14 protein-coding genes are annotated in these 12,877 nt (G+C 51.3%); 8 read left to right on the top strand and 6 right to left on the bottom strand.

Annotated features, from left to right (window positions below; all coding sequences use genetic code 11):
* Window positions 1-452 precede the first annotated feature (452 nt).
* Window positions 453-2,132, bottom strand: coding sequence for an SgrR family transcriptional regulator (locus CSE01S_RS11535; RefSeq protein ID WP_042288366.1), 1,680 nt, complete (start codon window positions 2,130-2,132; stop codon window positions 453-455).
* Between the two features lie 222 nt (window positions 2,133-2,354).
* Between CSE01S_RS11535 and ptsG the strand changes: the two genes are divergently transcribed.
* The 5 genes from ptsG to CSE01S_RS11510 all read left to right on the top strand — a co-directional run bounded on the left by ptsG (window position 2,355) and on the right by CSE01S_RS11510 (window position 6,955).
* Window positions 2,355-3,881, top strand: coding sequence for a glucose-specific PTS transporter subunit IIBC (ptsG, locus tag CSE01S_RS11530; RefSeq protein WP_042288362.1), 1,527 nt, complete (start codon window positions 2,355-2,357; stop codon window positions 3,879-3,881).
* Entirely contained in the window at window positions 3,878-4,720 is an 843-nt protein-coding gene (locus CSE01S_RS11525; protein ID WP_042288358.1) for a glucose-6-phosphate isomerase family protein, read from the top strand. Before ptsG ends, CSE01S_RS11525 begins: the two co-directional genes overlap by 4 nt.
* Window positions 4,720-5,283 carry a 6-phospho-3-hexuloisomerase gene (gene hxlB / locus CSE01S_RS11520; RefSeq protein ID WP_042289031.1) on the top strand — a complete coding sequence of 188 codons (564 nt, stop codon included), beginning with the start codon at window positions 4,720-4,722 and terminating at the stop codon, window positions 5,281-5,283. The genes CSE01S_RS11525 and hxlB overlap by 1 nt, the downstream gene beginning before the upstream one ends.
* A 24-nt stretch (window positions 5,284-5,307) precedes the next feature.
* On the top strand, window positions 5,308-5,943 hold the full coding sequence (gene hxlA / locus CSE01S_RS11515; protein ID WP_042288356.1) for a 3-hexulose-6-phosphate synthase: 636 nt from the start codon (window positions 5,308-5,310) through the stop codon (window positions 5,941-5,943).
* A 262-nt stretch (window positions 5,944-6,205) separates the two neighbouring features.
* On the top strand, window positions 6,206-6,955 hold the full coding sequence (locus CSE01S_RS11510) for a HipA family kinase (protein ID WP_148365403.1): 750 nt from the start codon (window positions 6,206-6,208) through the stop codon (window positions 6,953-6,955).
* A gap of 135 nt (window positions 6,956-7,090) precedes the next feature.
* Here the strand turns inward: CSE01S_RS11510 and CSE01S_RS11505 are convergent, their stop codons facing one another.
* From CSE01S_RS11505 to CSE01S_RS11485, 5 genes are all read right to left on the bottom strand, one after another.
* Entirely contained in the window at window positions 7,091-8,113 is a 1,023-nt protein-coding gene (locus tag CSE01S_RS11505) for a Gfo/Idh/MocA family protein (protein WP_042288348.1), read from the bottom strand.
* Window positions 8,114-8,123: 10 nt separating this feature from the next.
* Window positions 8,124-9,104 (bottom strand): PTS glucitol/sorbitol transporter subunit IIB, encoded by a 981-nt coding sequence (gene srlE, locus CSE01S_RS11500; protein WP_042288345.1) that lies wholly within the window; start codon window positions 9,102-9,104, stop codon window positions 8,124-8,126.
* On the bottom strand, window positions 9,101-9,475 hold the full coding sequence (locus CSE01S_RS11495) for a PTS glucitol/sorbitol transporter subunit IIA (RefSeq protein ID WP_032724041.1): 375 nt from the start codon (window positions 9,473-9,475) through the stop codon (window positions 9,101-9,103). The genes srlE and CSE01S_RS11495 overlap by 4 nt, the downstream gene beginning before the upstream one ends.
* Window positions 9,472-9,993, bottom strand: a complete 522-nt coding sequence (gene srlA / locus CSE01S_RS11490; protein ID WP_042288340.1) for a PTS glucitol/sorbitol transporter subunit IIC — start codon at window positions 9,991-9,993, stop codon at window positions 9,472-9,474. Before srlA ends, CSE01S_RS11495 begins: the two co-directional genes overlap by 4 nt.
* Before the next feature lie 112 nt (window positions 9,994-10,105).
* Window positions 10,106-10,381 (bottom strand): helix-turn-helix domain-containing protein, encoded by a 276-nt coding sequence (locus CSE01S_RS11485; RefSeq protein ID WP_042288337.1) that lies wholly within the window; start codon window positions 10,379-10,381, stop codon window positions 10,106-10,108.
* A 130-nt stretch (window positions 10,382-10,511) separates the two neighbouring features.
* Between CSE01S_RS11485 and CSE01S_RS11480 the strand changes: the two genes are divergently transcribed.
* The 3 genes from CSE01S_RS11480 (at window position 10,512) to CSE01S_RS11470 (ending at window position 12,767) form a co-directional block, all read left to right on the top strand.
* Complete coding sequence (locus CSE01S_RS11480; protein ID WP_042288334.1) at window positions 10,512-10,790, top strand: helix-turn-helix domain-containing protein; 279 nt, start codon at window positions 10,512-10,514, stop codon at window positions 10,788-10,790.
* A gap of 115 nt (window positions 10,791-10,905) precedes the next feature.
* Window positions 10,906-11,172, top strand: a complete 267-nt coding sequence (locus CSE01S_RS11475; protein WP_042288332.1) for a helix-turn-helix domain-containing protein — start codon at window positions 10,906-10,908, stop codon at window positions 11,170-11,172.
* A gap of 38 nt (window positions 11,173-11,210) precedes the next feature.
* Window positions 11,211-12,767: a hypothetical protein gene (locus CSE01S_RS11470; RefSeq protein ID WP_042288330.1), complete on the top strand. Its 1,557-nt coding sequence runs from the start codon at window positions 11,211-11,213 to the stop codon at window positions 12,765-12,767.
* Window positions 12,768-12,877 lie beyond the last annotated feature (110 nt).

Here is a 12,877-nt window from a genome sequence, read left to right as displayed (position 1 = left end):
CGGGGGTATTCTAGGACTAACCATGTTTAAAACTATGCCTCAGCTTTGAATGTACAAGTAAACAGAAAGGGAGCAGTAGTTTGAAACAACTTCTTCCAAGGGTTCACCCACACGCTAGAACCCACCCTAGTGATGCTAGTGTGAACATAAGCCAGATGCAGGCTGGAGTTCCTGACGCAGCCTTTCAAATACTCACGGTCATTCGCAGGCAAGAAAATAACCAGGATGGGCTGCAAGGGCTTGGCCGCTTCCACGATTAGCGCGGGTATTTTAGTGACGACTACAGGACATTCTGAATGTAGGTATCGGTAGACAGTAAAGGATGTTGCGGATGGATTTGATGGAATTGCCCATACAGATGACCAAACGTTGCCCGAACCCAAATCCCGCACTTCTCTCCCTTACCCTTAAAGGCCTTTAAAGGCCCTTTAGCGAGCTTTTGCGGGCGTGCATTATTCGAGCCAAAGTTGGCTGAAATCCGGCCATCCCAGCGTATTTAAATCCCGCCAGGTAAATGACTTCTCGGTCGCAAATTCCATCCAGTGATGCAGCAAAGGAATGACATATCGCTGGTGGGTAATTTCATGGAAAAAGGCGGCAATGGTGGCGAATGCCTGTTCATCATCGCTGTTCAGAATGGTCGGCAACAGGGCGTTCAGGTTTTGTCGCTGGGCTTCAGGCAGTCGCGTAAACAGAGTGGTGGAAGCCAGCCATTCCAGAAACGCCGGAACCGAAAGGGTATCGAGCATAAAGTTGCTGAGCCAGATATCCGCGGGAGGGCGCGGCTGGCTGTTAAAGCGGTCAAATGCGTCGATCCGTATTTCGGCGCGAATATGCCAGCGCTCAAGCAGGATGCGAATCGCCCCGGCAAGCTCCACCAGTTCCGGCTGCTGAAAGGTGCTGATGATAACCGGCTGACGCAGGTTAAACGGCGCGGTGATCCCGCCAAAATCCACCGGGCGGTGATTCCACTGCGGCAGCATGCCCTGAGCAACGGAGAGGATGCGCGCGTATTCGTCGGGAAGCTGCGTCTGGCTGAGAAGTTCGACAGGTTGCAGCAGGTAATTGATAAACCGTCTTCCGGCCTCATCCGCAAAGGCTCCGTCGCTGTCGAGCAGCACAAAACAGCACCCCTGCTCCAGACTACGCTCGTTGAGCGGGCGGTCATCCTGCGCCTCCTCACCCCGCAGCAGGGGAATAAAGCTCATGCTGATATGTTCCGGAGCCCAGGTGAAAATGGTGATCTCATCCAGTCCGGGGCGCGCCTGATGCCAGTGTTGATTGCGCCGCAAAACCATAAAGTTGTCGCTGTGCTCCTGCAGGTGGAAAGCGCCGGTACAGCGGATGTGTCCGTGCTGGTAATCAAACAGCATCGTCGGCTGGGTGGCGAGCAGGCAGTCGAGCCGTTTGACCGGATGGTGCGTTTCAATCACCAGATGCCAGGGGGCGTCAGCGGTGATGCTTTTTATTGGGCTGAAAAGCGGGGAGAACTGCGGGCTTTGGCTGGCGGCGAGCAGGCAGCGCTGAACGGCACTGGCATCCAGTTCGCTGCCATCGGCAAAGCGGGCGGTGGATTTCAGCCAGAACTCCCAGCGGGTAAAGTCGTCGTTGTGGGTCCAGTAGTGGGCGATATCGGGAACGATCCTGCCCTGAACGGCGTCATAGCGCGTCAGCCCGCTCAGGCACTGGCGCAGGAGATGGCGTTCGGTCCGCCGTAGGGGAACGAGCGGATTAAGCGGATCCAGATTGCGATAGTAGGGGATGCGTACCCGCGTTTCGCTGCTTTTATCCTGTACCCCAAAGCGCCACAGGCTCAGGCGATCCAGCAGATACTTGTCGTTACCGATAAACCGCAGCACGTTGCCGTAATCCTGCTTCTCCAGCAGCTTATTGACGTTCTGGCTGAACAGCTTTTCCGGCGAGGTTAACAGGTGGAGCCGTGAGCGCTTGCCACGTCCGCGCTGAGGCTGCCAGTCGAGCCATTTTTCCTGATGCATCTTTTTCAGCGCAATCCGGCAATTACGCACTGAACAGCCGAAGATGGCGGCGATCTCCTGCATCTGTAATTCGTGCGTCTGACCTGCGCCGTAGCGGGCGTGCAGCCTGCGAAAATGCGCCTCGAAGATACTCATATGATGGCCTCCCACCGAACGCGATTTCCTCTTTTATCCCTTTCTGACGGTTTCCGGCGTGATTGCCCTCATAAATTTTCCGGTTTTAAGCGAAAACCGGAAATAACTTTCGTCGTCGGTTGCTGTTTTTTTAATCATCTCCGGTTCGGATACTGAAGGTGTTCGGAGCAGAACCTGCTGTTGAGCGAATCCCTGTCATAAAGACGCGCTCAGGAGATCGAGATGAAAAGATTCAACCTTCTGCAAATGTTACAAAGCATCGGGCGATCGCTCATGATCCCCATTGCCATGCTGCCTGCCGCCGGTATTTTGCTGGCCTTCGGCGTCAGCTTTCAGGATCCCAATATTGTCGCCAGCCTGCCGTTTCTCGGCGCTGACTGGCTGGTTCACGTGCTGAAGCTGATGGCGGAAGCGGGCAGCGCGATTTTCGCTAACCTGCCGCTGCTGTTTGCGGTCGGCGTGGCGGTGGGACTCAGTGACGACCAGGGGATTGCCGGGTTGTCGGCGATCGCCGGGTTTCTGATTATGAACGTCACCATCGGCCAGTTTCTGGGGATCACGCCCGAGTCGGTGGCGCAGGTGCGTGACTACACGATGGTGCTGGGCATCCCTTCGCTGCAGACCGGCGTGTTTGGTGGCATCATTATCGGGATTATCGCTGCCTGGCTGTATAAACGCTATTACCGCATCCAGCTTCCGTCATGGCTGGAGTTCTTTTCCGGCAAGCGCTTTGTGCCGATAGTGACCTCCTTCGCCGCGCTGTTTGTCGGGCTGGTGATGGCGGTGGTCTGGCCGCCGGTTCAGCATCTGATTAATGGCCTGTCGAATACCATGACGGTGCAGGGGACGGGCGTGTCCGCCTTCCTGTTCGGTTTTGTCGAGCGACTGCTGATCCCGTTTGGTCTTAACCATGTCTGGTGGCCGACGTTCTGGCTGCAGTTTGGCGAGTATGTGAACAAGGCCGGGCAGGTGGTGCATGGCGACCAGCTCATCTTCTTTGCCCAGCTGAAAGACCAGGTGCCGATTACCGCCGGAACCTTTATGGCCGGGCTGACGCCCATCAAGATGTTCTGTATTCCGGCGATTGCGCTGGCGATCTACCGCTGCGCCAGCCCGGAAAACAGAGCGCGGGTGAAGGGCATTATGCTCTCTGGCGCGATCACTTCCATCGTCTGCGGCATCACCGAGCCGATTGAGTTCTCCTTCCTGTTTGTTGCGCCCGTGCTGTATGGCATTCACGCCGTCCTGGCGGGGCTGGTGTTCCTGCTGATGGAGTGGTTCAGCGTGCATATCGGGCTCTCTTTCTCTGGCGGGCTTATTGACTATCTGTTCTTTGGCGTCCTGCCGCGCGCGCCTCACTGGTACATGGTGTTCCCAGTCGGGCTGGTGATGGGAGCGGTGTACTACGCCCTGTTTACCTTTGCCATCCGCCGCTGGAATTTGCTGACGCCGGGGCGTGAAGTCGAAGAAAGCGCGGTGACGCAGGAAAGCGAACATAACGACCTGGTGAGCGGCATCATTCTGGCCTATGGCGGGCTGGGGAATATGACCAGCATCGAAGCCTGCATGTCACGTCTGCGCATTGACGTGATGGATAAGACGCTGGTGGACAAAGCGCTGCTGAAACAGCTGGGCGCGGCGGGCGTCGTTGAGGTCGGGAACAACATTCAGAGCGTCTTTGGCATGAAATCCGATCGGCTGAAAGAGGCGATCCGCGCAGCTAACGCGTATACACAGGAGGCAAAATGAAACAGCTACACCACAGCGGCCTGCCGCTGTATCTCGATGACGACGGCGTGATGGCGCTGAAACCGCCGCTGAACTATCTCGGTTTTGGTCGCAAAAGCGCCGGGCAGATGGCGGTGGTTTTACCGGAGTTCACCGAGGCGCTGCGTGATGAACCGGCTTATGATGTCTATCGCGGGCTGAGCTTTGCGGAGGATCAGGAGCGGCTTTCTGCCGACCAGTATCAGTACGACATCACCATCATCATGCCGGGAACGATCGGCAAGGAGCGCAAGAAAACCAGCGGCCATTATCACGGCTATAACGACACGCGGCGCAACACCCATCCGGAAGTGTATGAGGTGATTAAGGGCACTGCGGCATATATCCTGCAAAAGTCGCCGGATTTTGCCGTTGAGCCAAAAGATCTGCTGGTGGACGATCTTATCGTGGCGGTGGTGAAGGAGGGGCAGAGCATTATCGTGCCGCCGAATTACGGCCACTGCTCCATCAATATCGGCGACGGGCCGCTGGTGTTCAGCAACCTGGCGTATAAACCCTGCGCGGTTCACTACGACACGGTGCAGTTTTATCACGGTATGGCCTGCTACATCGTGGAGGAGAACGGGCAACTCTGCGTGCGCAAGAATCACTACTACCCGCATATTCCGCGCATCAAATTCGCCACCGTCAAAGAGAACCCGCATCTTGGCATCACCTTCGATACGCCGCTTTACCAACGCTACCGCGCCGCGCCGGAACGTTTCCACTTTCTGGGGCATGTCGATAACTATGTCCGGGAAATCATGGGGATGCTCCAGTATCAGGATGATTTATTCCCGCTCTGTCAGGAGGACGCATGATGGAAACGCAATCTGTTGCAGGCGTAGCCTGTAGCGACCTGCATCAGGCGATGGCGCGGATTGATGACGCTGCGCTGGCGCGTCTGGAGCAGACCATCGCTGAAGCGAACGCTGTATTTGTTTTTGGCGCAGGGCGTTCGCTGTTAATGCTGAAAGCTTTTGCTATGCGCCTGATGCATATCGGCCTGAAGGTGCATGTTGTCGGCGATGTGGTTACGCCTGCGCTGCAAAAAGGTGACCTGCTGCTGCTGGCCAGCGCATCGGGTGAAACGGCTTCGCTGGTGAATGTGGCAACGAAAGCGAAGCAACTGGGTGGCACAGTGGCCCTGCTGACCATTTTCCCCGAGTCCACGCTGGGGAATCTGGCGGAGGTGGTGGTCAGGATCCCGGCCTATACCGACAAACTGCCGGATGGACCCGATAACGTGAAAGGCATTCTGCCCGGCGGCAGTCTGTTTGAAGAGGCGGTCATGGTGCTGGGGGATGCCATGATTGTGAATCTGGCGCAGTCGACGGGATATCGCTTAACCAAAGGTTTTGCGCTGCACGCCAACCTCGAATAAGTCATTCGATACAAGGAAACCAACATGAAATTACAGCTTGCCCTGGACGAGTTAACCCTGCCTGAAGCGCTGGTATTTATCGATAAGGTGGTTGATGACGTTGATATTATTGAAGTGGGCACGCCTTTTCTTATTCGGGAAGGCGTGAAGGCGATTAAAGCTATTAAAGAAAAATATCCGCATAAGGAAGTGCTGGCGGATGCGAAAATTATGGATGGCGGCCATTTTGAGTCGCAGCTGCTTTTCGACGCCGGGGCAGACTATGTCACGGTGTTAGGCGTGACCGACGTGCTGACGATCCAGTCGTGCATCCGCGCGGCAAAAGAGGCCGGAAAGCAGGTGGTGGTGGATATGATCTGCGTCGACGATCTGCCCACGCGGGTCCGATTGCTGGAGGAGGCGGGGGCGGATATGCTGGCGGTACATACCGGCACCGACCAGCAGGCAGCGGGGCGTAAGCCGATAGATGATTTGATAACGATGCTGAAGGCGCGCCGGAAAGCCCGGATTGCCGTGGCAGGCGGTATAAGCAGCCAGACTGTGAAGGACTACGCACTGTTAGGCCCGGATGTGGTGATTGTGGGATCAGCGATCACGCATTCGGCGGATCCGGCAGGTGAAGCGAGGAAGATTTCACAGGTGTTGTTGCAGTATCATTGAGATTAGACGAAAAGGACGGCATCTGGTGCGACTGTGTGCCAGATGTCGGAATAATCAAAGATTATGCCTTCAGTCTGGTTGATACATGTTTAATGATCTTACCCACCAATAGTGGACATGCGGTTAAGTGAGTAAACTCTTCACCAGAGGTAGCTCACGTGGAAAAATTAATAACTCAGGAGTCTCTCGAAAATGTTTGTGCTCCATTTGGTTATACAATTATACTTCGCACCATATTTTATTGTTTCTATTGAAGGTTACCGTGATTATAATTAATTCCATTAAAGATAAACTGGAAAAATCCACAAATCACTCCAATCCTTTTATTGGTGTTGATGAGTTAGGCAATGATTGGTTTGTAAAAACATATTTCAGCAAGTCCGGTCATGAAACAAATGCGTTATTTAATGAATTAGTAGCTTTTAAATTAGCTGAGAAGATAGGTTTACCTTGGCCAAAGGGCCATCTAGTTCAGTTTTCAGAAAGTGTAAAGAGTGAACTAAATGTATCAACTTCTCATTTTATTGCATATGAGTTCATGCATAATCTAGAAGAGTTGCCTGAGGGTTATCAATTCAGTAATAACCAAATAAAAAATCTCTATGGCAAATCAATATTTGATAATTGGCTATCAATAGGTGATGTAAAAAATGATACTTGCAAATTGTTAAATGGCGAACTGCTATTCATGGATGCTGGAATAGCCTTTGAGGATGATAATTGTGAGGCATGGGGGGAAGATGGTCTTATATGGACAGAAAATAAATTGTTCATTGAATCATCGCCATATCATCGCGGAATTTTGCATTCTGCAGAAGAGTATAAATCATGGATGGATAAAATTTGTGAAATACCTGTTGAGTTTTATCAATCCATCGCAGATAGCATCCCTCAAGATTGGTATGTTCCGGAAAGTTACAAATTAAAATTTGTTGAGGTGTTTTCATCATCTTGTGAGAGGTTTATTCCTATGATGAAATCATGTATTGAGTGGGAATTAAATCACCAATAATATAAATAACTAAGCAGAAACTTCTGCTTCTCGCTCAAAGCTGACCATGCTTTCAAATCATTCCTGTGCTTTGACTGGTTTGCTGGGTTAAGGGCTTTACCAGTCTGGCATAGCAGACAGGTACAGCCCTTGAAGTTATGGCTTTATCGGGCGTTCAGGTTTGCCGCTTTCCAGGCTGCGGTGCACTGCCTCACAAACCCGGCTGACCGCCAGTCCGTCCATCGCGGTGACCGGGTACGGTGCTTTATGTCTGACGGAGTGAACAAAGTCATTGATCGGGTCGATACCGAAACCGCTGGCAACGCCGTTGCGGTAGTTGATGAAATAGCTGTTGGGCGTGAGCGTCATGCCCGGTGTGATGATTTCCAGTCCGCGATGCTGCGAGGTGCTGCGGATATAGGTTGCCTCGCAGAGAATATCGATGCGCCCGTCGTTGTCTTTTGGAAAGCCTTCCGGCAGCACCCACGAGTTTTCCACCACCCATGAACTGCCGTCGGCCATTGTCAGCAGGCTCTGCACGCTGTCAAAGGTGTCGAGGCCACTTTCGACCATGAGCCGCTTCTGCCCGACGGCGTACACCGACACCACTTCCTGACCGGAAAAATGGCGCACAAGGTCAAAGCAGTGTGAGCCGAGAAACCACACCGGGGAGCTTGCGCCCGCCCAGTCCAGCCACTCCGTCGGTACGCTGATTACGTCGTCCATGCTGATATGCCCGCGCAGGATGCGCCCGGTCTCGGGCCTCTCAAGCTCGGTTTTGATGCGCATCACCGCCGGGTCCCAGCGCTTGTGGAAATCGACGCCGACCAGCAGGCCACGCTGCTGCGCCATCTCCACGATAAGCTCGCACTCGCGTACCGAGGTGGCGAGCGGCTTTTCCGCCAGCACATGTTTGCCGTGGCGCAGGGCGGTGAGGATGGATTCGGTGTGGTACGGGTCGGGTGTCGCGACAGAGACCACATCGACGGCTTCCTCCTGCAGCAGGACATCCAGCCGGGTATAGCCGATTACGCCGCAGGCCATGGCAAGGTCATCGCAGCGCTCTGTGTCGGTGTCGCAGATGGCGACCAGTACCGTGTCTGGGTTATGGCGGTACGCGTTCATGTGGTGTTTGCCGTAGATACCCGCGCCGACCACGGCGGCTCTGATTTTGTTCATTAGTGAGTCCTCAGAATAAGCCCAGGGAAAACAGCCAGCCGATGATGACGGCCAGCGGTCCGGTTAACTGACGCGAGAGCAGAAAGGCGGGTACACCTTTTGCGATGGTCTCCGGTTTCGCCTCCTGCATGGAAAGTCCCACCGGGACAAAGTCGCAGCCGACCTGCACGTTGATGGCGAACAGGGCAGGCAGGGCGAAGGCCGGAGATATCGCCCCTGCGCCAATCTGTGTGCCTATCATCACGCCAATCACCTGCGAGATGGCCGCGCCCGGCCCGAGTACCGGGGAGAGGAACGGAATGCCGCAGATGAGCGACAGCAGCACCAGTCCCCACAGCGAGTTCGCCAGCGGCGTCAGGGCGTGGGCAATCAGGCTGCCGAGTGCGGTTTCCTGCACCAGGGCAATCAGCAGTGAGACAAAGGCCATAAACGGGATAACGTTGCGCAGCGACACGTCCACCGCTTCACGGCTGGCGGCGAACAGCAGGGCGATAACGTGGCCGACGGCAGTGCCGGTCTGTTCGACCATGTGCACCAGTTTCTCCGCGCCACGCGGAGGTGGCGGTGTGGTGATGACCCGTGGCGCAGGCTCTGTGGTTACCTCTGACCTGCCGTCCGGGGCCTCGACAGTATCCACCAGAACCAGCTGTTCCATCGTCACGCCGGAGACGTAGTTCTCTTCGGTAATAAAGTGCGCCAGCGGTCCTGCCCGCCAGGTGGGGAGTACGTTGATGGTCGGGATGCTCTTCTGCGGATACAGGCCGCAGCGCAGGGACCCGGCACAGTTAATCACCACGCACAGGATGTCGTTATCCGGCGGAATGTCTGAGAAGCCGTTGACGATTTCCGATTCGGTGAGTGCGCCAATTTCTATCGCAACCGGATGGATTTCCCGCCCGGTCAGCGACAGCACCTTTTTGCCACTGCCAACAGGCAGCCACAGCCCTTTACCGTATCCGCCGGGGCCGGGGGGAATAAGTACCGTGTTCATGGCCGCCCCTCCTCAATCACCAGATTGCCGTGCAGGTCACGCAGGTTTGGCACCGGGCCGGAGAGATGAACCGCGCCGACGTGGCAGGGATTCAGGTCACCATTGAACACCAGCGTCAGGTGGCCGAGTTCAAACAGCGCCTGCTGTGCCCCCTTGCCGACGGCAGTCACCAGATAGTCGTGACCCGCCAGCAGCAGGCGGTCGCCGGGGAGTATCATCAGGCTCTCTTCCCGGAACGACGGCTCCAGCGACAGGGAGTAATCGAGGCAGTCCTTCGGCCCGTTGCTGTCGAAGGTGATGAGCATTTTGTCGGTGAGGCCGTCGGCGACAAACAGCCCGATGGCAGTAATACGTGCGCAGTAAATCATCATGGCGCATTCCCCCGCTTGCTGAGCCGCAGGAACAGGTACTCGGTGATAATCCCGCGGATTAAACCAATCAACATGGCGGCAGCGATATAACGCAGCGCCAGCGAGGTGACGGGCAGGCCGAGCGCCTTAACCCCGGCGGCGACGCCGAGCCAGACGAACAGCTCCGAGGGCACCACGTGGGGAAACAGGCTGGTGAGCGGATGGGCGGTGGTGCCGAGCGCATCCTCATAGCCGGGCTTGCTCTTTTCGGGCAGGAGTTTGCCTAAAGTGAGCGCGCCGGGGCTGCTCATAAAAAACCAGCCGAGCACCGGCAGCACGCCGTAGGTGAGGATGCGTGAGCGGCCGAGCAGGACGGCGACTTTCTCCATTCTGACGGTGCCGACCAGCTTCATCAGGAAGTTGATGGCCAGCAGCAGGCAGATGAGCATCGGGATTAGCCCGGTCATCATGTCGAGGAAGATTTTGCCTGCGGCCTGGAACAGGTGGATAAAGCCTTCAGCCAGGGAGACCAGAAACATGGCGGCCTCCTGTACTCAATGCGATGGTGCATGGTTGTGGTTCGGTGTGCATAAACAACTCTCCTGTCAGGTATCGTTGGTTAATGCGTCCTGCCACTCACAGCGCGGGTCGTTATGTCCCGGAGTTGTCGGTTGTTGTCATGGGGTAAAGCGGTTTTCTGGGTTCGCGTTTGTTTCCAGTGTTGAGGTAACGGCTCGGCCAGATCTCTGACGGGTGTACCTTCAGCGCGATGGCAATCAGCCATTCACCTTTAGGCCACGGGCGCGTCAGGGTATTCGACAGCGTTGACGAGGCCAGTCCCGCTTCCCGCGACAGTTTCGCCAGACTGGTGCCGCGCTTGTGTAAGGCAGCAATGATGTCGGCGGGGTGCCAGTCTTTTTTAGTCATTCTGTTTGCCTCTCTCAGGTCTGAAAACCAGTTAAGACAATCCGTTATATATCCTTTAGGAAGTCTAAAGATAACTCATCTTAAGGAATGCTAAAGATGCTGTCAATATAACCACTAACAGGACAGGGTTATGGTTCCGAAGCGTCTTAGGATTGCGAGAGAGTTAGCCGATATGTCGCAAGAGGAATTGGCTATTGCAGCAGGCATTTCAGAAGAAACGGGCTATTCGCGAATGTCACATTACGAAAGTGGCAGGCATAAACCTAAATTCGAACTGGTTTGTCGATTTGCTGAAGTGCTCAATGTCCCTGAAGGCTACTTCTACACTCGGGATGACAGCTTCGCTGATGCAATGCTGAAACTTTACGGTGGAAAACGAGTTCAGTGGAAAAAGGTGCGCTTAAGTTAATTGGTCTTGTTAACGCTCCCTTTGATGTTATGGTTATCTATCTTTATGAAGTCTAAAGATAAAAGAACTTGAGCAATGCTAAAGATTACCGTGAAATCCTTACAGGACACACGGTATGATCCCCAAAAGACTAAAAGAAGCTCGTTTGCGAGCAAAGCTAACCCAGGAAAAGCTTGGTGTACTCGCTGGTATAGAAGAGGCTACGGCTTATTCGCGTTTGTCTCATTATGAAAATGGTACGCATAAGCCGACGTTTGAGCTGGTGTGTGAGTTTGCCAGAGTGCTGAATGTGCCGGAGTGTTATTTTTATACTGTAGACGATGGATTTGCTGAAGAAATTTTAAAACTTTACAATGAGTTATGTACCAAAAAAAATTGTTGATTTTATAACGGATTTATTCTTTTATTGATGAGGGATATATGGAAAAAATAGAAAAACTATTCTCAGATGATGAGTTTTCGTATATTTACATATTACCAGTTGAGTACCTTGATATTAACGATGTCTTTTTTTTGGGGAATGTTTCTATTTATCCAAAGGGATATTTTAAATTGTCAAAAGGATTTGATAATGTGTACTATGACTCCAATGAGCAAAAAGAAGAAGTAGAGGGTTACTTATCTGAGATTTCAAATTGTGTTACTATTGTCATAAAAGATTGTTCGTATTCTGAGTATCCCGGCAATATTGGTTCAGATAAAGAAATTCTACGTAAAGCAATAAATAAAACACGGGGGATTGTAGACTTTATAAGGTTGAGGTTTTGTGATGTTAATGATAAAAAGACGATGATAGGTCGTGTAGGACAATTGAAAAATGGAAATACTCTTTTAGCAATGGTATCCCAGCATGGACTATTTTCGAGAATTGTTAAATCTGATATTTATGGAAATGTACTAAGTTCTACGAAAGGAGTAACGATTGATGATATGACATTTTTACGCGATTTATCTATTTTTAAACCAGATATTAATATAACTGGGAATGTGGCGATGCGGTCGTTACATTTATTTTCCAATGCATTGGAAAATACTGGGAACACAGATAAATTTATAGAGTTTATGAGGTTGTTTGAATTTATTGCATATCCGCTAACTTATGAACAATTTAAAAAAGTACGTACAAAGATAGCCCAGCATCTTGTAGTTAATAGTTATGATGAAACGAGACTGGCAGAAGAGTTCAAACTTTACACAAGTGGTGACAATAATGATGGTTATCGTACGCAAATTATTCATGTAGGTAAGCAGTTAGAGGACATCCTTACTGATGATGAAATAAGTTCATTGCTAGGGCGGTTGCAATATTACATTATTAAATGCATCGATGATTTACTGACTAATTATAATAAAACATGGGATGAGTTGGACTCTTTTCGCGAAAATAAGATGCAACTTGCGCGAAAAAACAAATCAAACGAAATATTTTATTTACCATCTCGTTCAATTGTTTTAGTTGATTATGATTTCATTATTAATGAAATAGAGGAAAGTAAAGTATCGTACAGGGAGATTTATAAGGATAAAGAGTTTAAAAATCCTGGTATATATGAGATTGTATATAGATGTCATGAAAATTTACGAATTTTAAATGGAGGTTTTGAACACGATTTTATTATTTATTCATATGGTTTTACTTGTGAAAAAAGAGAGATTCAGTTTGAATCTGGGGGGCATAAATTTTCTGGTTTTATTAAGGCTTTTACTTCAGAGGATGAGAAATACAAAGTAATAAATCATGATTCTTCTGTTTTTTTCAAAGATACTCAGTCGGAGAAATCATTGATTAAAAATCAGATTGGTTTCGTTATGAATGATGAGATATTATCGTCAGCAATACAAGATGAAATATCATCAGAAAGAAGAACTGTCAGTTTTATTAAAAATCACAATCATTCGAATATAACTAGAGTATCTTATGTTAATTCTGGTCTGGTAAGTGGGGTTTTAATAGGTTTAAAAATCTCAGAGCTTTAATTAGTTGACATATTTGATGTGATTTATAGTTAGGGATGTATTTCATGTTCATTTAAGGGCAAGCCCGTTCCCCTTATTCTCCCTTCCTTTTAGCCTTAGCCTTTGCAGTC

This window comes from Citrobacter sedlakii NBRC 105722 (genome assembly GCF_000759835.1).
GTDB lineage: Bacteria > Pseudomonadota > Gammaproteobacteria > Enterobacterales > Enterobacteriaceae > Citrobacter_A > Citrobacter_A sedlakii.
The sequence above is the reverse complement of the archived record's forward strand: the minus strand, read 5'-3'. Positions and strand labels throughout refer to the sequence as shown.